Annotated in this window: 17 protein-coding genes and 1 tRNA gene; 8 read left to right on the top strand and 10 right to left on the bottom strand. The window is 61.4% G+C overall.

The features are described from left to right. Positions 1-306: 306 nt before the first annotated feature. Entirely contained in the window at positions 307-2,037 is a 1,731-nt protein-coding gene (locus tag FJ972_RS06875; protein WP_224680635.1) for a hypothetical protein, read from the top strand. A 410-nt stretch (positions 2,038-2,447) separates the two neighbouring features. On the opposite strand, the gene FJ972_RS30330 is transcribed toward FJ972_RS06875, so the two are convergent. Beyond that, entirely contained in the window at positions 2,448-2,909 is a 462-nt protein-coding gene (locus FJ972_RS30330; RefSeq protein WP_411970483.1) for a hypothetical protein, read from the bottom strand. Positions 2,910-3,016: 107 nt separating this feature from the next. Here FJ972_RS30330 and FJ972_RS06880 point away from each other — a divergent pair, with 107 nt between their 5' ends. After that, on the top strand, positions 3,017-3,556 hold the full coding sequence (locus tag FJ972_RS06880; protein ID WP_140525777.1) for a hypothetical protein: 540 nt from the start codon (positions 3,017-3,019) through the stop codon (positions 3,554-3,556). 934 nt (positions 3,557-4,490) lie between these two features. Further along, entirely contained in the window at positions 4,491-5,954 is a 1,464-nt protein-coding gene (locus FJ972_RS06885; protein WP_224655980.1) for an AAA family ATPase, read from the top strand. Positions 5,955-6,472: 518 nt separating this feature from the next. Here the strand turns inward: FJ972_RS06885 and FJ972_RS06890 are convergent. After that, positions 6,473-6,549: transfer RNA gene (locus FJ972_RS06890), tRNA-Arg, on the bottom strand. An 85-nt stretch (positions 6,550-6,634) separates the two neighbouring features. Continuing rightward, positions 6,635-7,798, bottom strand: a complete 1,164-nt coding sequence (locus FJ972_RS06895; RefSeq protein WP_140525775.1) for a M20 aminoacylase family protein — start codon at positions 7,796-7,798, stop codon at positions 6,635-6,637. Between the two features lie 201 nt (positions 7,799-7,999). On the opposite strand from FJ972_RS06895, the gene FJ972_RS06900 reads away from it, so the two are divergent. After that, the gene (locus FJ972_RS06900; RefSeq protein WP_140525774.1) at positions 8,000-9,160 is read left to right on the top strand and encodes a D-alanyl-D-alanine carboxypeptidase family protein; all 1,161 of its coding nucleotides are present in this window, start codon (positions 8,000-8,002) and stop codon (positions 9,158-9,160) included. A 3-nt stretch (positions 9,161-9,163) separates the two neighbouring features. Next, on the top strand, positions 9,164-10,297 hold the full coding sequence (locus FJ972_RS06905) for a CobW family GTP-binding protein (RefSeq protein ID WP_140525773.1): 1,134 nt from the start codon (positions 9,164-9,166) through the stop codon (positions 10,295-10,297). Positions 10,298-10,309: 12 nt separating this feature from the next. On the opposite strand, the gene FJ972_RS06910 is transcribed toward FJ972_RS06905, so the two are convergent. From FJ972_RS06910 to FJ972_RS06930, 5 genes are all read right to left on the bottom strand, one after another. Then, positions 10,310-10,540, bottom strand: coding sequence for a sulfurtransferase TusA family protein (locus FJ972_RS06910; RefSeq protein ID WP_181165390.1), 231 nt, complete (start codon positions 10,538-10,540; stop codon positions 10,310-10,312). 11 nt (positions 10,541-10,551) lie between these two features. Further along, positions 10,552-11,871 carry a L,D-transpeptidase family protein gene (locus FJ972_RS06915; protein ID WP_140500750.1) on the bottom strand — a complete coding sequence of 440 codons (1,320 nt, stop codon included), beginning with the start codon at positions 11,869-11,871 and terminating at the stop codon, positions 10,552-10,554. Between the two features lie 252 nt (positions 11,872-12,123). Further along, positions 12,124-13,074: an acetyl-CoA carboxylase carboxyltransferase subunit alpha gene (locus FJ972_RS06920; protein WP_140525771.1), complete on the bottom strand. Its 951-nt coding sequence runs from the start codon at positions 13,072-13,074 to the stop codon at positions 12,124-12,126. Positions 13,075-13,172: 98 nt separating this feature from the next. Then, on the bottom strand, positions 13,173-14,090 hold the full coding sequence (locus FJ972_RS06925; protein ID WP_140525770.1) for a site-specific tyrosine recombinase XerD: 918 nt from the start codon (positions 14,088-14,090) through the stop codon (positions 13,173-13,175). 22 nt (positions 14,091-14,112) lie between these two features. Then, positions 14,113-14,265, bottom strand: coding sequence for a histidine kinase (locus FJ972_RS06930; RefSeq protein WP_140513945.1), 153 nt, complete (start codon positions 14,263-14,265; stop codon positions 14,113-14,115). A 207-nt stretch (positions 14,266-14,472) separates the two neighbouring features. Here FJ972_RS06930 and FJ972_RS06935 point away from each other — a divergent pair, with 207 nt between their 5' ends. Genes FJ972_RS06935 through FJ972_RS06945 form a run of 3 tightly spaced genes read left to right on the top strand, consistent with a single transcriptional unit; the run spans position 14,473 to position 17,155 of the window. Further along, entirely contained in the window at positions 14,473-15,084 is a 612-nt protein-coding gene (locus FJ972_RS06935) for a shikimate kinase (protein ID WP_140525769.1), read from the top strand. Then, a complete protein-coding gene (aroB, locus tag FJ972_RS06940) occupies positions 15,081-16,265 on the top strand; it encodes a 3-dehydroquinate synthase (protein ID WP_140525768.1) in 1,185 nt (394 codons plus the stop codon). Before FJ972_RS06935 ends, aroB begins: the two co-directional genes overlap by 4 nt. After that, complete coding sequence (locus FJ972_RS06945) at positions 16,262-17,155, top strand: HlyC/CorC family transporter (RefSeq protein ID WP_140500755.1); 894 nt, start codon at positions 16,262-16,264, stop codon at positions 17,153-17,155. The genes aroB and FJ972_RS06945 overlap by 4 nt, the downstream gene beginning before the upstream one ends. A gap of 47 nt (positions 17,156-17,202) precedes the next feature. Here the strand turns inward: FJ972_RS06945 and FJ972_RS06950 are convergent, their stop codons facing one another. Then, positions 17,203-18,747 (bottom strand): SpoVR family protein, encoded by a 1,545-nt coding sequence (locus FJ972_RS06950; protein WP_140500756.1) that lies wholly within the window; start codon positions 18,745-18,747, stop codon positions 17,203-17,205. A gap of 10 nt (positions 18,748-18,757) precedes the next feature. Next, positions 18,758-20,068 (bottom strand): YeaH/YhbH family protein, encoded by a 1,311-nt coding sequence (locus FJ972_RS06955; RefSeq protein ID WP_140525767.1) that lies wholly within the window; start codon positions 20,066-20,068, stop codon positions 18,758-18,760. Positions 20,069-20,072 lie beyond the last annotated feature (4 nt).

Below are 20,072 nucleotides of genomic sequence, written 5' to 3' on the forward strand. Positions count from 1 at the left end.
CTCAAGCGGGGCGGCCGGTCAGACGATATTTGGTTTTTGCAACGGTGCGTGCCTGAATCCCTCTGATGTCCGACTAGTGCCTTCGGGCCGAAGAGGTGAGCAGAAAACATCGCGTCCGCTATTACATTAGCAGTAGGAAATATATTGCCAAACGGCGGCGCGAGGCGGATCATCAACGCCCGCACCTCCGATCGAGAATTGGAAAGACAGGGCTGATCGGAGCTTGCCGATCGTACCGAACGCCAGGAGGTTCAGATGAAACTGCGTGCTTGCCTGCCAAGTGCAGGATGGACAGCTATTGCCTTAATGAGTTTCGGCACAGGTGCTGCCATTGCTTATGCCGCGGACAGTCCGTTGCAGTCGCAGCTTGCGGCGCCAAGAGTATCGTTGCCGGGGGAACTCGACATCACACACTGCGTCGCTCTGGCCGCTGCCGGCCAATCACTGGCCCCGCAAGACTTGAAGGCCTACGAGGAGGCCCAGCCGCCATTGTGGGATGACCTGGGCTCCCTGAGCTATCCGATCAGCACAAAGAGCGCCGATGCCCAAAAATACTTTGACCAGGGGCTGCGGTTCGCCACCAACTTCAATCACGCGGAGGCGCGACGCGCCTTCCGCAAGGCACAAAGCCTCGATCCCGACTGTGCGATGTGCTTCCTCGGCGAGGCACTGGTCCTGGGCCCGAACATCAACGTGCCGATGGATCCCACCGCAAATGCACCAGCGATCACTGCTCTTCGAAAGGCGCAGGCGCTTTCATCCGGTGCCACCGAGAAGGAGCGGGGACTGATCGAGGCGGTCGCCACGCGGTATTCCGAAGATCCCAAGGCCGATCGAAACACCCTGAACGCCGCCTTCGCCGATGCAACTGCGGCGCTTTCCGACAAATATCCTGACGATCTCGAACTCGCTGTGCTGGCCGCAGAGGCCGGCATGGACACGCAGCCTTGGGACTATTGGCAGCCGGGCGGCAAGGAACCCAAGGGCCGCACCGCCGACATCCAGAGGCGGCTGGAAGGCGTTCTCGCCAGGAAGCCCGACAATCCGATGGCGATTCACCTCTACATTCATCTTGTTGAGGCCTCGGATCGTCCGGAGCGCGCCGAGCCCTACGCGGACCGGCTAGCAGCGCTGATGCCGGGGGCCGGACACATCGTCCATATGCCGAGCCACATCTACTATCGCGTCGGCCGCTACACGGATTCGCTGAAGTCCAACGAAGCTGCCTCGAAAGTGGACGAGACCTATCTCGCCGAAACCGGCGCTACCGGTGTCTATCCGCTCGGCTACTATTCCCACAACGTGCACTTCGTATTGGTTTCGGCCCAGCTCCTCGGTGACTCGAAGACGGTGCTTGCAGAGGCTGAGAAGCTGGACAAGTTTCTGACTAACGAGGTGGCCACGGCAATACCGATCGTGCAGCCGGTGAAGGCAGCTCCGTATTTCGCCTGGGCGCAATATGCCGAACCCGATGCGATCCTGGCTAAGGCCGAGCCGGCCGGCGCGCCGCCTTACATCACATCGATGTGGCACTATGCGCGCGGCGTCGCCCTGGCCGAGAAGAAGGACGCCTCGGGCGCGCGAGTCGAGGCGGACGCCATCCACAAGATCGCTCAGGAAACCGACTGGTCGGTGCACGATGCCTGGGGAATCCCGGCATTGTCGGTCCTGCAAGTGGCCGAAGATGTCGTACGTGCCCGCGCTGCGCAGGCCGAGAATGACGTCGGCGGCTCGATAGCCTTCTGGAAGAAAGCGGTCGAAACGGAGGACACGATCCCCTACATGGAGCCTCCGTACTGGTATTATCCCGTGCGGCAGTCCCTCGGTGCCGCCCTCCTCAAGAACGGTCAGCCGGCGGACGCGGCGAAGGAGTTTGTGGCGGCGCTCCACCGCGCACGCAGCAGCGCCTGGGCACTGTTCGGGCTGCAGCAGGCGGCGGAAGCCCAAGGCGATACTGCCGCCGCAACGAAAGCCGCGGACGAACTTTCCAAAGCCTGGAAGGGCGATCCGGGCATGCTGACGCTGGAACGGCTCTGAACCTCATCCCGGACGGGACCGCTGCGGTCCGTCGACCGGGCTCCAACCAATCAACCAATTTCCGATTTGTCGGAACGTCTGCAAGCGCTTTTCTGACGTTATTCGAACGGTAGAAATCCGCATGCAGGTTCCGTACAGATGACCGATGCGACCCCGGTGATCGGCTCTGGTTTCAGTCCGATTCAGGTCCGACAGTATCCGGCTTAGCAGCAAAACGTGGTGATCCCGACAGTCCATGGCGAACCAGTCTCCGTTTGAGAATTCCCTGATAACGGGCAAAAACTGGGAGTTCGCGAGAAACGAGCGCTTTGCATGGGGCGGAAAATCAATATTGCATTGCGATGTCAGCTACTTAGCGGAACATTCCCTGCGCGGTGGATCAGGAAAATTCGCCCCGGACATCAGGAAAATCACGCAGCCAGGGATGATTCATCAGGGAAACCGGCTGTCGTTGCGCGGGATCTGATTGCGAGTTCTTGGGATCGAATTGTCGTAGTCCGGGAACGCCTTGCTGTATCGCAGGGAACGTAGGCGCGATTGCAATTGTGAAGTGATAAGGGGTGGCAACGATTTGACGCTTCCCGAAATTTAAATGCGACAGGCTGAGATCTGACTGTCGGATTGGAAGTCGGACGGCAGGAAAAAGAGGGGCGTCTTCGCCCAAGCGTTCCATTGAAAGTCGTCGGCTGGACCTCGCGTGCGCATGCATATCGGTCGCGGAGAACATCGTACAGCTGTGCAAGCCATCGGCACACAATAGCGTTGTTGGGGCGTCTCGGGATCAAGGCAGACTTTGCATGGCTCTGGCCATCGACGAGCCGTTCGCAAATCTGGTCGGTTATCTCCGCAGAACACTTGGTCGGGCCATAGATGTCCTTTTGCGGTCTGGGCGCATGCTTTCATTTTTTGGGCAGCGCCGCCCTACTTGCTCGGCTTCTGCATTGGTGATCTTCTGTCGAAAAATAATGGAGGAATGACCATGTCAGACGCGAGACAAGAACCGTCCCAGTCGACTCAACAAACAGAGGAACAGAAGAGAAGTGCAGGTACTCGCGGAAAATTTTCCGATATTTCTATCAGCGAGCTGAGCTTAGATGAGGCCATAGCACTCAAAGCCTTGCGAAAGTTCGACTTCGAATTCGTCGACTACAATGTCTACGACACGCTTAGTAATTTCGGTGGCGGGACGCTCGTGCTAGTTGAGACTTTTCGGCAACCGGAGAACGAAGTTGGACGAGTGGCTCATGATTATCAAGTGCTTGTAAAAAATGGAAAGGGAATAGTCTACAACGACTACACTCAAGCCTTGCGTCTCGGCTCAGAGCGGGCGGATTTTCTGTCTCGACTGGTTTCCCCGGATACAGTTCTCGCGCTTCTGACCCTTGTTTTGGTGGCAGCGTTCTTGGCGTTCTGGGGGGTTTTCAAAGAAAAGACCCCGGAAGTGTTGGGTGTCGCTCTCACAACGGTCATTGGCTTTTGGTTTGGGCGTCAATCGAGGACAACGTCAAACACAAAATGACCAGATGCAATGCGCCTCACTTTCGGTGGTGTGACTAGCTGAAAAGCGGGGCAAGACATGGGTAGTATGGCACTCACTAACTCCTTGGAGGAGGACAATGGCATCTCGGGTGACGATCGATGAACAATTGCATGACACAAATGGCGGTGGGACCAGGCGCGATCCTGCACTGAGCCGTCAATTCACTGTAGCCTGCCCGCTTGGCACTTGTGTAACGTTCAAGTCGACTATGTATTCATTGACGAACAGGTACTTGTATTTCCTAGTGAATTTATGGTGATCCCGACAGGAATCGAACCTGTGACCTACAGATTAGGAATATGATTCGCGCCAGAAAAACGCAATAAACCAATTGCTTAATGAGCACCTTTTTTATTCTACGGGATTCTACGGAATTGTAGCGTTGTACTAACCAGCGCTGTCCAGATTATCTGGACGTCAATCGCCTATCACGCTCAATGAACGGGGCTCAGGGATAAGACCATGAAGCGCAGCGAGCCGCTGCGAGGAAGGCGAAGGTCGACGCGGGAGCGCCGGCTAAACCCTCACCGCCATCGCAGACGAGATGAACGATAATGACGAGCCAAGACTTCACGGCGAGGCCGGTCGAGCGCCACAGCCAGTGAGGGCTTGGCGAGGTCAGAAGGCGATCTTTCTTCGCAACGGCCTCATGTTGACCAATTGATCCGTCGGGAAACGAGCTAGTGGTCAAAACTTGACGCTTGATACCCGAAACGGAACACCGCTGCCGACCTCCTTACGGTCGTTCGGGATCCTTCTTTCGCCTACTACAACTGCCACTGATCAGTCAGCCGCCGCTGGCAGGGATGCGGAAAACGAACGCATGGTAAAAGTCCAAGCCGCTATCTACAGACTCTCCCTATCCCATCCCGTTTTCCGATGCCATATAGGCGATGAAATAACGGGGGCAACTTTGAAAATAAACGAACTAAAAGGGCGCTCTGCCCATCTCACTAACCTGAACAACATCAACGTAATTATGGGTCGCAACGGCGCGGGAAAGAGCCGCTTCCTTCGTGACATCGAGGAAGCAACCAGCCAGAATAAGCAACTCTTTTATGTTCGCTATGTCAGCCCTGAACGGGCTGGGTCGTTCAAGCGCGATGGTGCCGTCCTCACAAATATGAGTAATGACCCCACTTGGCTGCGGCAAGTACGGGCAGTTAATCAGGCCAACAACTTCAAAGCCGCATCGGCGATGCTGTTCCGCGAAGCCGAGACGCTTTATCTACGTCGCCTAGCCAGCACTCCAGAAATCCGAATGGACCCCACGCGCAACTTCCAGACAGATCGGCTGAGTAAGGTAAATCAGCTGCTCACCAATATCTCGCTTGAGATGGGTAACGCCGATTTCGAGTTTCGTTCGCTGGCCGATGGTCAGCTAGTAATCCCAGATCAAATCAGCAGCGGCGAATCGGAAGCCGTAGCTCTGGCTTCCGAGATTCTCTATTTCTTTGATACGATAGACCCTGCCAAGACGAATATACTGCTCCTTGATGAGCCGGACGTGCACCTTCACCCCGATCTTCAGGCACGGCTGGGTAAACTGATCATCGCCATGCTGGACGAGTTCAAGAGCTACGCGGAAAGCATTGCTGTATGCCTCTCCACGCATAGCAGCCCGCTGGTCTGTTCTCTCGCGGATTCGCAATATGTTTCGATCGGCACCAAGAGCTTCGCGGTCGATACGGTTGAACTCAAACCGACCAGCGCTGAGCTTCGCAAGGTTGCCCCGTTCTTCGGCCACCCCCTTTCACTTTCGCTAAGCGAAGACGCGGCGTTGATCCTCGAAGGCGAGGACGACGAACGCGTTTGGCAGCAGGCTGCGCGAACGTCGCAGGGCCGGATCAAGGTCTTTCCCGTGCTGGCCGGCAGCGTAGACCAGCAGGGCGAACTAGAGACCTTCTGCGTCAATCTGCTCGATACGCTCTACGACAACCCGGTCGCCTTTTCCCTTCGCGACGGCGACGGCGTGGTTGATCAGCCGCTCCAACATCGCCCACCTATCAAGCGCTACCGCCTGCAATGCTATGCAATTGAAAACGCCCTTTTGACTGACCCCTGCCTTGCCGTGATGGGCACGACCTGGGAGGGTTTTGTCGCTGCGGCAACGAAATGGGAGGCTGAAAATCAGGGACACGCAGATAGAACGCTCATTAACGAGCTTGCCGAGTCCAATGATCGGCTGCGGCATAAGAAAATCAAGAAGGTCCGCCAGCTCGTCTGTGCGGTGCTCGAGTGCAAGAAGCCTTGGGAGGTCGTGGTTGGTCAGGCGATCGGAGCGCTAACGAACGAGGATCTCGCAAATTCGAACATGCTGATTGATTTCCTCGGGGCGGAAATGGTCAGCGACATCATCTTCAGGAACGGGGCATGAGCAACATTGAATAGCGCGAGACCTCGATCTTAGCTGCTGTCAAGGATCAGCCAGTGTTGGCTCTCCGCCGCCTGTCCCTACCCGGCGCAATTCGTTGAAGAGATAAACGGCAGCTTTCCCGGCGTAACGGCCCGAAACTTGCGGGTCTGCTCCCACGATGAGCGGGCCTACGGCTCCGGAACCAAGCGTCAGAGTTTGACCACTAGCGACTTGCAAAGGGTCTTCGCACTGGCTGGGCTAATGGTGACGACGCTGGAGCGGGGGAAGGACGCCGTGGTGTCGACTTCGTTGCGTCTCGTGCGAAGTGCCTCGTCAGCGGGACATCGTCGATGACCGGTCGAGACATGCAACTGAAGCTGTCAAACCATGTCAAGCAGTTCTGCGCAAATCCGTAGAATGGGTTCATTCTACGGATTCTTGGTCATGGAAAGTGACGAGATTCACGACTATTCGCGTAGAATGGCGATCGAGCCTTTCGGAGCCGATCACCTAAGTATCTCATCTTGCTTAGTTTTTAGTGGTGATCCCGACAGGAATCGAACCTGTGACCTACAGATTAGGAATCTGCCGCTCTATCCTACTGAGCTACGGGACCACGCGGCCCGACACATAGCCGCTTCCGATCGTTTCGCCAAGGGGCGGGCCGAACACAATCGGCCGGCCCCTGCCGCCGCCAGGCCTCAGGCGGCGAGCGCGGTTTCGGCCAGCTTCACCCAGTAGCTCATGCCGTGCGGGATGGCCTCGTCGTTGAAGTCATAGGCCGGGTTGTGAAGGCCGGCGGTGTCGCCATTGCCAATGAAAATGAAGGCGCCGGGCCTGGCTTCCAGCATGTAGGAGAAGTCCTCGCCGCCCATCACCGGCTGGATGCCGCGGTGGACATGAGCGTCGCCGGCGACGTTTGCCGCGACGTCGCTGGCAAAAACCGTCTCTTCCGCATGGTTGAAGGTTACGGGGTAGTTCGCCTGGTAATCGACCTCGATCTTCGCGCCGAAGGCCGTGGCCAATCCGTCGCAGATGGCACGAATGCGCTCTTCCGACTTCTTGGCGATTTCCTTGCGCAAGGTGCGCACCGTGCCTGCGATCTCCGCCGATTCCGGGATGATGTTGTAGGCGTCGCCGGCATGGAATTTGGTCACCGACACCACCACCGCTTCAACCGGGTCGGTGCTGCGCGAGGCGATCGTCTGCAGGGCGCCGACCAACTGGCTGGTGATGACGATCGGGTCGATCGTGCCGTGCGGCATCGCCGCATGGCCGCCGCGGCCTTTCACGGTGATGGTGAATTCCGCGGTCGCCGCCATGATCGGGCCCGGCCGGATGGCGAACTGGCCGACCGGCAGGCCCGGCATGTTGTGCATGCCGAACACTTTCGCGATGTCGAAACGCTCCATCATGCCGTCCTTGACCATCTCGTTGCCGCCGCCGCCGCCTTCTTCGGCCGGCTGGAAGATGACCGCCACCGAACCGGCGAAGTTGCGGGTCTCGGCGAGATATTTCGCCGCACCCAAAAGCATCGCCGTATGGCCGTCATGGCCGCAGGCATGCATCTTGCCGGGAACGGTCGAGGCATAGGGCTTGCCGGTGATCTCGTTGAGCGGCAGCGCGTCCATGTCGGCGCGCAGGCCGATGGTGGCGCCTTCGCCCTGGCGGCCGCGAATGATGCCCACGACGCCGGTCTTGCCCAGCCCCGTCACCACATCGTCGCAGCCGAAGGCCTTCAGCTTCTCGGTGACGAAGGCGGCTGTCTTGAAGACGTCGAAATTCAGTTCCGGGGTCTGGTGCAGATATCGTCGCCAGCCGGCAACCTCGTCCTGCATTTCGGCGGCACGGTTCAGGATTGGCATGATAGTTCCATCTCGCTGTTGGGGCAGGTCCGCTGCCTTGCAATTGTGATCGTCAGGCACTTTGCCATGTTGACGTCACATAGAGTAAATAGCACCGCAACAATGCGGTCCGTTTTTGAGGGCGGACTCATTTTGCTGGCGATCGCGTAAATCTTACGGAGCCAGGGGCGACTACGGCAAGAGGCGATTTCGGATTCGATCATGCGGCACAGGCATTTCCTCAAACTATTCTGCGCGGGCGCCGTGGCGTTCTCGGCGCTGGCCGGGCCGGCGCTGGCCAATCCGGTCGTGCTGTTCGACCTGAACAGCGGCAAGATCCTCCAGCATCAGGACGCGTTCAAGCGCTGGTACCCGGCATCGCTGAGCAAGCTGATGACGGCCTATGTGACCTTCCGGGCGATCGCGGCCGGCGAGGTCCGGCTCGATTCGCCGATCAAGGTAACGAAACATTCCGCCGCCGAGCCGCCGAGCAAGATGGGCTTCAAGCCAGGCTCGGTGATGCGGCTCGACAATGCGCTGAAGATGATGCTGGTCAAGTCGGCAAACGACATCGCCATGGCCGTCGGCGAGAATGTCGGGGGATCGCAGGCAGCCTTTGCCGAGCGCATGAACGCCGAGGCGGTCCGGCTCGGCATGAACGGAACGCATTTCGTCAATCCGAACGGGCTTTATTCGCCGGACCAGTACACCACAGCGCGCGACCTGGCCGTGCTGGTGACGGCGATCCGCCGCGAGTTTCCGCAATATGCGCCGTGGTTCTCGATCGAGGGGCTTGCGGTCGGCAAGAGGGCGATCCCCAACTACAACCTGTTGATCGGCCGCTATCCCGGGGCCGACGGCATGAAGACGGGCTTCGTCTGCCCCTCCGGCTTCAACATGATCGGTTCGGCGACCCGCAACGGCCGCACGCTGGTGGCGGTGGTGCTCGGCGAGAAGTCGGCGATCACCCGTGCCGAGGCCGCGGCCAAACTGCTCGACCAGGGTTTCGATACGCCTGCCGCCGGCTCGGCCACCATTGCCACGCTGGCGCCCTACGGCGACACCATCTCGCCCAACGACATGCGGGACGAGGTCTGCAAGAAGAAGGCGCCGGCGGAGCAGTCCGAGGCGCCGCCCGCCGTCGCCAAGAACGTGCCGAAATCGCCCTACCAGGAAAAGCTCGACCATGTGCCGACGCTGGTTGCCGTCGGGCTTGGCGGCGCGACCGGCCCGACCCCGCTGGCCATGCTCGCCCAGGGTAGCCAGGAATATGCCGACGTGCCTATTCCGACCTGGCGGCCGGACAGACCGGCGCCCGGCGCCGGCCCGACGGTGGCGGGCTCGGCTGCGCAGGGCGACCAACCCGTCAAGGTTGCGAACTAGGCAATGAGCGGTTTTCCCATCCCTGTTTCCGTGCTGACCGGTTTTCTCGGCGCCGGCAAGACGACGCTGCTCAACCGGCTCCTGAAGGACCCGGCGCTGGCCGACACGGCCGTCATCATCAACGAATATGGCGAAGTGGCGATCGATCACCTGCTGGTGGAACAGGCGTCCGATGGCATCATCCAGCTTTCGGACGGCTGCCTTTGCTGCACGGTACGCGGCGAACTGGTCGACACGCTGGCCGATCTGGTCGACCGGCTGCAGACCGGCCGCATCGCTCGCCTTGCCCGCGTCATCGTCGAGACCACCGGCCTTGCCGATCCGGCACCGGTGCTGCAATCGATCATGGCGCATCCGGCACTGGTCCAGGCTTTCCGGCTCGACGGCGTCATCACCTTGGTCGACGCGGCCAACGGCGATGCCACGCTCGACGCCCATGTCGAGGCGGTCAAGCAGGTCGCCGTCGCCGACCGCATCGTGCTCTCCAAAACCGACCTGGTCGCTGGTCCGGATGGACCGGAAGCGCTGCGGACGCGGCTGCGGCAGATCAATCCGGGCGCCGAACTGCTGGCTGTCGACGATGCGAAAACGAGCGTCGCAGCGCTGTTCGACTGCGGCCTCTATAACCCGGCGACCAAATCCGCCGATGTGCGGCGCTGGCTCGGCGAAGAAGCGATGCATAACCATGATCATCATGATCATCATGATCATGACGGGCATGACCACGGGCATGACCACGGGCACGGCCACGACCACGGGCACCGGCATGATCAGCGCATTCGCACCCACTCCCTGGTGCATGACGGCCCGGTGCCGTTCTCGGCCATCGAGATGTTCCTCGATCTTTTGCGCTCCACGCATGGCGAGCGCCTGCTGCGAATGAAGGGCGTCATCGAACTCGAGGAAGATCCGTCGCGGCCGCTGGTGGTGCATGGCGTGCAGAAAATCCTGCATCCGCCGGCTCGATTGCCGTCCTGGCCGGACGGCCAGCGCGGCACCCGGCTGGTGCTGATCACGCTCGACATGCCCGAAGACTATGTAAGGCGACTGTTTGCCGCCTTCACCAACCGGCCCTCGATCGACACGCCCGACCGCGCGGCGCTGGAGAACAATCCCCTGGCGATCGCGGGACGCTGACCTTTACGACAGCTATTCGCCGCGCTCGACCAGGAAGCGGTGACCGCCTGATATGGCGGATGTCTCTACGAGATGATGACCAGAGTCGGCGCAGAACGCCGGAATGTCGATAACGGCGAGCGGATCGGTCGTTTCCAGCCAGAGCCGGCTGCGGGGCCGCATCCCGGCCAGCCGCTTCTTCGCCTTCAGCACCGGCAAAGGGCAGTTCAGCCCCTTCAGATCGTAGACGGTGACGTCGGTCACGGCGAAAAATGTCAGCCGCCGAACATGCCGAGCAGCTTGTTCTTCAGCCTCGTCACGCGGCTCTCGTCGGCACTTGCGGCCTGCGTTTCGGCCGGCGGTGCGGGCTCGGCCGGCGCTTCGATCGTCGCGGTGGCGACAGGGGCTTCCTTGGCGGTCTTGGCCGCTTCCTTTTCGGCCAGCGCCTGCGCCTTGGCGGCTTCCTTTTCGGCCAGCGCTTGCGCCTTGGCCTGCTTGGCAGCTTCTATCGCGGCCAGCCGCTGCTCCTCGGCTTTTTGCTTCGCGGCCTTTTCGGCATCGAGCGCGGCCATCTTGCGGCCGGCGGGCGAATCGATGCGGCCCATGCGCGCCGTCTCGGTGACCGAGCCGTCCGAGTTGAGCGATGGCGGGTCGATCGGCACGCGCTCGCCGCGCGCACGGCGCTTGGACCAGTCGGAGACGATGCTGGCTTCCTTGATGCCGGCGATGGTGGGCTTGGGCGCCGGCGTGCTTGCCTTGAGGGCGCCGTTGAACGCAGCCTCATACGTGCTCTGATAAGCACTGTAGGCGCTTTTCAGCGAATCCGGCTGCGTGGACGCAGGGCAGGGGCCGGTCGGATTGAATGTGGTGCCTTCAGGAGCCACCTGGTTGAAGACGTAGCGCTTCTCGCAAACGTCGACTTTCGGCGGTACCTTGGTGATCTCGAAATTGTCGTAGCCGACCTTCAGCATCTTCCAGAATTCGTAATTCGGGTCGTTGCGGTAGCGCGCCATGTTGGCGGCGGTCATGCGGAACGGGAAGGCCTGGATCTGGAACTCGGTCTGGCCGCCCTGGAAGGCATCGCGGCCGAACGCATAGATCTGCTCGATCTGGGCATCGGTCATCGAATAGCAGCCCGAAGACGAGCAGGCGCCGTGCACCATCAGGTTGGAGCCGGTGCGGCCGTTGGCGCGGTCATAGGCGTTGGGATAGCCGATGTTGAAGGACAGATGGTAGTTCGAGCGCGGGTTCATCTGCGCCGGACGCACGGTATAAAAACCTTCCGGCGCCTGGCGGTCGCCCTCGGTGTATTTCGGCCCGAGCTTGCCCGACCATTTGCAGATATCGTAGCTGGCGACCATGTCGTAGCGGCCGTTGGTCTTGGCCTTCCAGATTTCGAGCTTGCCCTCTTCCTTGAAGATGCGCGCCATCACCGAGGAGGTGCGCACCATGCCCTTGGCCCTCATGTCGGCCAGGATCTTGTCGGGCAGGGGCTTGTTGGCCTCCGGGGCAAAATCCTTCATCGACGAATCATTGCAGCCGGCAACGGCTATCGCGGTGATGAGAATTCCGGTGCGGGCAAGCTTGGCAAACATGGATAAGGCTACGTCTTCTCTTTCGGGCCAATGGCTTCGAAACGGCCGAGCCCGCATGCTGAACACAGACGGACCGTACGCCCGTTAACCTTGAAAATTCCTTACCGCAAGCCTCGGCCACCCCTCACGGCAATTCCATTGAACCGAATCCGGCGGCATTTTTGTGGCGAAATTGCTCATCGCCGCCACATTGCCGTGGAGCGTTGCCGTGGAGGCGGCTTGCGGCGGCCCGGTTGAGCCGCCAAATCGTGGTCAGAGGCTGCGGCCCATTGCCAGATACTTCTCGCGGCGCTGCTCGCGAAAATCCATGTTGGCGCCGGCAAAATCCTTCATCGTCTTGGCGATGAGATCGCCCGTCGCGGCAATCACCGTTTCGGGTGCGCGCTGGGCGCCGCCGATCGGTTCGGGAATGATGGCGTCGATGATCTTCAGTTCCAGAAGGTCCTGGGCGGTGATCTTCATGTTGGTCGCCGCGTCCTTGGAGCGCGTCGTGTCGCGCCACAGGATGGAGGCCGCGCCCTCGGGCGAGATCACCGAATAGATGGCATGTTCCAGCATGTAGACGCGGTTGGCGGTGGCGATGGCAATGGCGCCGCCCGAACCGCCTTCACCGATGACAACCGAAATCGATGGCACCTTGAGCGCAAGGCAGGCCGAGGTCGAACGGGCAATGGCTTCGGCCTGGCCGCGCTCCTCGGCGCCGACGCCGGGATAGGCGCCGGCCGTGTCGACCAATGTCAGCAGCGGGATCTTGAAGCGGTCGGCAAGCTCCATCAGCCGCACGGCCTTGCGATAGCCTTCGGGGCGCACCGAGCCGAAATTGTGCTTCAGCCGGCTCGCCGTGTCGGAGCCCTTCTCCTGGCCGAGGATCGCTACCGGTTCGCCGCGGAACCGGGCAAAGCCGCCGACGATCGCCTGGTCCTCGCCGAAATTGCGGTCGCCGGCGAGCGGCGTGAAATCGCTGAACAGGCCCTTGATGTAGTCGACGCAGTGCGGCCTGTCGGAATGGCGCGCCACCTGCACCTTCTGCCATGGGGTCAATGCCTTGTAGAGATCGCGCAGGGCATCGCGCGACCGCTTCTCGAGCCTGCTGATCTCGTCGGCGACATCGACCGCCTCGCCGTTCTCGGCAAGCTTCTTCAGTTCCAGGATCTTGAGTTCCAGATCCTGCACCGGCTTTTCGAAATCGAGGTAGTTGTACATGCTTGGGCGGACCGATACGTCGGAAGCAAAGACTGGCGGGACCCTGAAATCAGGGGCTCCGGGCGATGGAACGTCGCCCTCACATAGCGATATGAGGTCTAGTCGGCAAGCGGGTGATGATCGTTGACCAGCCGCACCAATCGCTCCTCCAGCACATGGGTATAGATCTGTGTCGTCGATATGTCGGCATGGCCAAGCAGTTGCTGGACGGCCCTGAGATCAGCCCCGTTCTGTAAGAGATGGCTGGCGAAAGCATGGCGAAGCACATGTGGCGAGACCTTGGCCGAGGCGATGCCGGCCCGGGCCGCCAGCCCCTTGAGGTCGCGAGCGAAGACCTGGCGCGAGAGGTAGCCGCTGTCCGACGCGGCAGGAAACAGGAACGGGCTGTCAGCGAAAGCGGGCACCTTGGCCCGGGCGGCGAGCCAGGCTCGCATCGCCGCGCGCGCCTTGGCCGACAGCGGCACCATGCGCTCCTTGTCGCCCTTGCCGCGCACCATGAAGAAACGGTCGTCGCGCTGCGCCACCGTCACCGGCAAGCCGACCAGTTCCGAAACGCGCAGGCCTGTCGCATAAAGCACTTCGACCAGCGCGTGCAGACGCAGCGCCGCCAGCCTGTCGCTGTCGCCGAGCCCGGCATCGCCGGCCTCCTGCGCGGCGCGGTCGATCAGCCGGCCGGTGTCGGCCTCGCTCATGGTCTTCGGCAGCGGGCGGCCTTTTTTCGGGCTGTCCAGCGTGCCGGTCGGGTCGTCGCCGCGCAGGCCCTCGGCGTAGAGGAATTTGAAGAACTGGCGGATCGCCGACAATTTGCGTGCCTGCGATGTCGGGGCGAAGCCGCGTGCGGCGATGTCGTCGAGATAGGCGCGGATGTCTTCGGCGCCGGCGCCGGCAAGACCGCCGGGGATTTCCTGCGAAGCGTCATCGAGGTCGCGGCGATAGGAGGAAAGCGTGTTTTCGGCGGCACCCCGCTCGGCGCTCATCATCTCCAGAAAGGCTTCGATGCGGGCAGCGCTGTTCATTTCCTGAAGTTTTTCTTCGGGCTCAGTTTTTCTTTGGGTTCAGCTTTTCCGCAGGGATGCGCACGCTCATTTCCGCCTTTTTCGGCTCGACGAACATCACCAACGCGAACATCGTACCATAGGCGATGCCCGCCAGAATCGCTGTTATCACGACAAGGCGAAACAGTGTCGGCATCAATCTTCGCCCGTCTTCTTGTTCTGCGTTTCCAAACCCTGTGCCCTTATGGGACGCCAATCCGGCCAATTCAAGCAAGAAGCTGAAGCGCGCCGGCAACTTCCAATGCAGCCGGTTGCTCGCCCGCGGGAGGCCAGCCTGCCTCAGTGCGCTTGACGCAACCGGGCTTTTCATGTCGATACGCCGGCAAAGAGGGCTTCGAGGCTGATGAACGCGCTACCAGCAAATCCTCCGGGCGGGAGCCATGCCGCGCTGCTGGGCAGGCTCGGCGGCCGCTCCATCGTCTTTGTCGGCCTGATGGGCGCCGGCAAGACCGCGATCGGCCGCAAGGTCGCCACCGTGCTGGCGTTGCCTTTCATCGACAGCGACCAGGAGATCGAAAGCGTCTCGCGCATGACCGTTCCGGAACTGTTCGAACGCTATGGCGAAACGGAGTTCCGGGCGCTGGAGCAGCGCGTCATCCTGCGCGTGCTGGAAAACGGCCCGCAGGTGCTGTCGACCGGCGGCGGCGCCTTCATGAACGCACAGACGCGCGAGGCGATAGCGGCACATGGCGTGTCGGTATGGCTGAAGGCCGAACTCGACCTTTTGATGGACCGGGTCTCCAAGAAACAGAACCGGCCGCTGCTGAAGAGCCCCGATCCGCGTGGCGTGCTCGAGCGGCTGATGAGTGAACGCTATCCGGTCTATGCGACATCGGACGTCACCGTGCCGACCCGCGACGACCGCAAGGAAGTCATCGCGGCCGAGGTGGTGGAGGCGCTGTGCCGGCATTTCGATATAGCCCAGACCACTCCCGCGGGCGAGGTCGAACCATGAGCGCCGCTGCTGCCGTTGCCGTCGAGGTCGGACTTGGCGAGCGGGCTTACGACATCCTGATCGGGCCGGGGCTTTTGTCGCACGCCGGCGCCGAGATGTCGCGCCGCCTGCCGGGCCGACGCGTCGCAGTCGTGACCGACGAAAACGTCGCGGCGGCGCATCTCCATACGCTGAAGGCCGGTCTGCTCGAGAGCGGCATCGAGCCCGCCGTGATCACGCTGCCGCCCGGCGAGAAAACCAAGAGTTTCGCGCATCTCGAAGAGGTAGTGGACGGCGTCCTGGCCGCGAAGCTGGAACGCGGCGACGTCGTCATCGCCCTCGGCGGCGGCGTCATCGGCGACCTGGCCGGCTTTGCCGCCGGCATCGTGCGCCGCGGCATGAACTTCGTGCAGATCCCGACCTCGCTCCTGGCGCAGGTCGATTCCTCGGTCGGGGGCAAGACCGGCATCAACAGCGCGCGCGGCAAGAACCTGGTCGGCGTCTTCCATCAGCCGAAGCTGGTGCTGGCCGATACCGGAGTGCTCGATACGCTGCCGATCCGCGAATTTCGCGCCGGCTATGCCGAACTCGCCAAATACGGGCTGATCGACCGGCCCGAATTCTTCGCCTGGCTGGAGAAAAACTGGGCCAGCGTGTTCGCCGGCGGACCGGAGAGGGTGGAGGCCATCGCCGAGGCCTGCCGCGCCAAGGCGGATGTCGTTGCCCGCGACGAGTTCGAGACCGGCGACCGCGCGCTCCTCAATCTCGGCCACACTTTCGGCCATGCGCTGGAGGCCGCCACCCGATATGACGGCGCCCGCCTCGTCCATGGCGAGGGGGTCGCCATCGGCATGGCGCTGGCGCATCGCTTCTCGTCGCGGCTCAACCTGGCCAGTCCAGACGACGCGGCGCGCGTCGAGGCGCATCTCAACACGGTGGGACTGCCGTGGCGGATGGCTGACATTCCCGGCGAACTGCCCGACGCCGATGCACTGCTTGGCTTCATCACCCAGGACAAGAAAGTGTCGCGCGGCGCGCTGACCTTCATCCTGACGCGCGGCATCGGAGAGGCCTTCATCGCCAAGGACGTGCCGGCCTCGGAAGTGCTGTCGTTCCTCAGGGAGAACCACCCGAGCGCGACGGAAAGCCGTCCGGGCCGGCAAGGAAGCCGTCCGGACAGGCAAGGAAGCCGTCCGAAATGAACGGGGCCGGCTGGATCGTCGTCGCTTTCCTTGCCGTCCTCATCCTGTTGGCCGTCGCCATGCGCACGCGCCTGCTTGCCGCTTTCGGCTATGAACTGTCGCGCATCGAGCCGCAGCGTTCGAGCGGGGACGAGCTGCGCGGCGCCGTCGACGATTTCCGCCGTGACGGCCAGGTGGTGCGCGAGGAGCGCGATCGCATCGGCGGGTTGTTCGACCTCGAGGAGCTCGAAGTCTCCGACGTCATGGTCCACCGCACCAATATGCGCTCGGTCAACGCCGACAATGCACCGGAAGCCGTGGTGCGCGAGATCCTGCAGAGCCCGCACACCCGCATGCCTTTGTGGAAGGGGTCGCTCGACAACATTGTCGGCGTGCTGCACGCCAAGGACCTGCTGCGCGCCCTCAACGATGTCGGCAACGACTTCTCCAGGATCGATGTGATGAAGATCGCGTCAAAGCCCTGGTTCGTGCCCGATACGACGACATTGCAGGAACAGCTCAACGCCTTCCTGCGCCGCAAGGCGCATTTCGCCGTCGTCGTCGACGAGTATGGCGAGGTCGAAGGGCTGGTGACGCTGGAGGACATCATCGAGGAGATTGTCGGCGAGATCGCCGACGAGCACGATGTCGACATACAGGGCGTCAAGCAGGAGGCGGACGGTTCCGTCGTCGTCGACGGAACCGTGCCGATCCGCGACCTGAACCGGGCGCTCGACTGGGACCTGCCGGACGAGGAGGCAACCACCATCGCCGGCCTGGTCATCCATGAGACGCAGTCGATTCCCGAGGAGAAGCAGGCCTTCACCTTCCACGGCAAGCGTTTCATCGTCATGAAACGCGACAAGAACCGCGTCGCCAGGCTCAGGATCAGGCCGGCAGGCGACAGCTGAACGGTCCATCGTGTCGCAGACACGCACAACCGCGTCATCCCTGATGCTCAACAGTCCTTGGTCGAGCGTTCGCCGACCATTGCGTCGGTGTCGGCGTCGACGGCCGCCAGGCTGACTTCATAGCCCCAGAGATGCCGGATGTGGCGAAGGGTCGCGTCGCGGCTGTCATTCTCCAGCACGACCCCATTCTTCACCTTGTGCTGTAGCCGCAAATGCCGGTCGCCGAGCAGGTCCACGTCCACAACCTGGATGTCGGGCCGGCTCGCGCCCACATCATAGCTGTGGGCCAGCGCGGCGCGTATGTTGTTGTAGCCCCGCTCGTTGTGGATCGATGCGACTTCGTAGTGCGGTTGGTCGGCTCCATCGGCCAGGACGAAGAGCCGCCATTTTCGTATCAAGGTCGGGCTGAGATACTGGCGAATGAAGGATTCGTCGCGGTGGTTGGCCCAGGCGTCGAGCAGCGTCTCAAGCCAGTCGCCACGGCCGGCTATGTCCGGGAACCAGTCGCGATCTTCGGCTGTCGGCTCGGTCGAGATGCGCTGAATGTCCTGCATCATGTCAAGCCCGAGCGCGTAGGGGTTGATGCCGGAAAACCGCTGGTCGTCGAAGGATGGCTGGAAGATCACGTTCGAGTGGTTGCGCAGGATTTCGAGCATCGCGCCTTCGGTGATCCGGCCACGGTCGAACAGCATGTTCATGAGCGTGTAGTGCACGAAAGTGGCGCAGCCTTCGTTCATCACCTGGGTTTGCCGCTGCGGGTAAAAATACTGCGCAATGACGCGGACGATCCTGAGGATCTCGCGCTGCCAGGGTTCGAGGACAAGGCTGTTCTTCTCAAGGAAATAGAGCAGGTTTTCCTCGGGCAGATTGAGCGATTTCTTCCGCTCCGACACGCCTTCATCGCCCGCTTCGGAGTTGTCGGCGTCCTGCGCGGGCGGCAGGGTGCGCCATAAGTCATTGTAGGAACGCTCCTCGTATTCGAGGCGCTCGCGAAGTCCCTCGCGCTGCTGCTCCGACGACAGTTTCGGCGGCCGGTGATACCGGAACACGCCTTGCTCCATCAGCGCGTGTGCGGAATCGAGAATGGCTTCCACGGCAGCCAGGCCGTGCCGCTCCTCGCACCGGGCGATGTAGCCCTTGGCAAAGTCCAGATAGCTCAGGATCCCTCCGGCATCCGTCCATTGGCGGAAAAGGTAATTGTTCTTGAAGAAGTGATTGTGTCCAAGTGCTGCATGGGCAGTCACCAAGGCCTGCAGCGCCATGGTGTTTTCCTCCATCAGGTAGACGATGCACGGATTGGAATTGATGACCAATTCATAGGCCAGCCCGCGACCGCCTTTGCGATAGAGAAGCTCGTTGTAGAGGAAATGCTTGCCGAACGACCAATGCCGGTACATCAGCGGCATGCCGACCGACGAGTAGGCGTCGAGCATCTGCTCGGAAGAGATGACCTCCATCTGCACCGGATAGGTGTCGAGATGAAGCTGGTCGACCGCAATCGCCTCGATCTCCTCATAGACCCGCGACAGCTTTTTGAAATCCCAGTCGGATCCGGAGAAAAGCAACCCCGATTTGTTGGCCTGGCCAGCCATCCGGCACCCCTTACGCGCTCTTGGCCATAGCCGGCTGCCTGGCGAAAAGCTGGCGAAATACCGGGTAGATATCGGCCGGAGCGGCGATGCGCCTCATCTGGAAGTTCGGCCATTTTTGCTCGACGGCGCTATAGGCGCGCCAGAGCGAGGTGCCATTTTCGGTCGAGCCGAAAATATGACTTTCGCGTTCGTCGATGATCTCCACATAGGCGAAATACTGGCACAGGCGCATGAGCTTGCCGTGGAGCAGTTCTATGCAGCGCTGCGAGTCGGTGGCGAAATTGTCACCGTCCGAAGCCTGGGCCGCATAGATGTTCCACTCCGTGGCCGGATAGCGTTGTTCTATGATGCGTTGCATTTCCTCCAGCGCGGTGGAAACGACCGTGCCTCCGCTTTGCGTGCAGTAGAAGAATGTCTCTTCGTCCACCTCCTGGGCCTCGTGCGTGTGGCGGATGAAGACGATCTCCGTGCGCTCATAGCGTCGGGTCAGGAACAGGTGCAGCAGAACGAAGAAGCGCTTGGCCAAATCCTTCTCGCGCTCGCCCATCGACCCGGAGACGTCCATCAGGCAGAACATGACGGCGCTGGCATTCGGCACCGGCTGCGGGTCGAAGCGATTGAAGCGGATGTCGACGGGATCGACAAAGGCAATGCGCTTTCGGCGGCGCTCCAGCCGCTCGAGTTCCTCCCGCAAAGTCAAGATGCGTTCGCGGGTCGCGGCATTTGGCGGCTTCGATTCCAGTTTGGCCAGCTGCCGGAGGATCGCATCCAGCTCCGGCTGCTTTGGGCGCCCAAGCGCGATACGGCGGGCGTGGCTGTTTCGCATCGTGCGCCCGACATTGATGTTGGTCGGTGATCCTGTTGCCGCAAAACCTGCCCGCCTTGGCTTGAATGCGAGTATCTGCTTGAGATTGAGCTTGACCAGATCCGGCAGTTCGAGATCCTCGAAAAAGAGGTCGAGAACTTCCTCGCGCGAAAGCACGAAGCGAAAGTCGTCCTCGGATGCCGTGTTTCCCGGCGACGAGGAACCTGCGCCGCCCTGCCCGGGTTTGGGCACCAGGTCACCGGGAATGAACGTCCTGTTTCCTGGCAGGATGTGCTGGCGCCGGCCGCTGTCCCTGGCATCGCTGAAGGTCGGTTCGCTGGTGCCTCTGTGAGGCATCGGCACGGCATGCCCGCTGTCCACATCGGCGATCCGGCCCGTCCTTATCTGGTCACGGATGCTCCGCTTGAGTTCTTCCCGCGCGCGCCTGAGAAAGCGCTGGCGATTGCCCAGGTTCTTGTCCTTCGGATTGAGGCGGCGGTCGATGAAGATCGGCATGGAA

This window comes from Mesorhizobium sp. B2-1-1 (genome assembly GCF_006442975.2).
Classification (GTDB): domain Bacteria; phylum Pseudomonadota; class Alphaproteobacteria; order Rhizobiales; family Rhizobiaceae; genus Mesorhizobium.

Bases quoted from the DNA above. Each gene is read 5' to 3' on its own strand.
- FJ972_RS06875 (WP_224680635.1), top strand. From the start codon at position 307: ATGAGTTTCGGCACAGGTGCTGCCATTGCTTATGCCGCGGACAGTCCG.
- FJ972_RS06880 (WP_140525777.1), top strand. From the start codon at position 3,017: ATGTCAGACGCGAGACAAGAACCGTCCCAGTCGACTCAACAAACAGAG.
- FJ972_RS06895 (WP_140525775.1), bottom strand. From the start codon at position 7,798: ATGCCAATCCTGAACCGTGCCGCCGAAATGCAGGACGAGGTTGCCGGC.
- FJ972_RS06900 (WP_140525774.1), top strand. From the start codon at position 8,000: ATGCGGCACAGGCATTTCCTCAAACTATTCTGCGCGGGCGCCGTGGCG.
- FJ972_RS06905 (WP_140525773.1), top strand. From the start codon at position 9,164: ATGAGCGGTTTTCCCATCCCTGTTTCCGTGCTGACCGGTTTTCTCGGC.
- FJ972_RS06915 (WP_140500750.1), bottom strand. From the start codon at position 11,871: ATGTTTGCCAAGCTTGCCCGCACCGGAATTCTCATCACCGCGATAGCC.
- FJ972_RS06920 (WP_140525771.1), bottom strand. From the start codon at position 13,074: ATGTACAACTACCTCGATTTCGAAAAGCCGGTGCAGGATCTGGAACTC.
- FJ972_RS06925 (WP_140525770.1), bottom strand. From the start codon at position 14,090: ATGAACAGCGCTGCCCGCATCGAAGCCTTTCTGGAGATGATGAGCGCC.
- FJ972_RS06930 (WP_140513945.1), bottom strand. From the start codon at position 14,265: ATGCCGACACTGTTTCGCCTTGTCGTGATAACAGCGATTCTGGCGGGC.
- FJ972_RS06935 (WP_140525769.1), top strand. From the start codon at position 14,473: ATGAACGCGCTACCAGCAAATCCTCCGGGCGGGAGCCATGCCGCGCTG.
- aroB (WP_140525768.1), top strand. From the start codon at position 15,081: ATGAGCGCCGCTGCTGCCGTTGCCGTCGAGGTCGGACTTGGCGAGCGG.
- FJ972_RS06945 (WP_140500755.1), top strand. From the start codon at position 16,262: ATGAACGGGGCCGGCTGGATCGTCGTCGCTTTCCTTGCCGTCCTCATC.
- FJ972_RS06950 (WP_140500756.1), bottom strand. From the start codon at position 18,747: ATGGCTGGCCAGGCCAACAAATCGGGGTTGCTTTTCTCCGGATCCGAC.
- FJ972_RS06955 (WP_140525767.1), bottom strand. From the start codon at position 20,068: ATGCCGATCTTCATCGACCGCCGCCTCAATCCGAAGGACAAGAACCTG.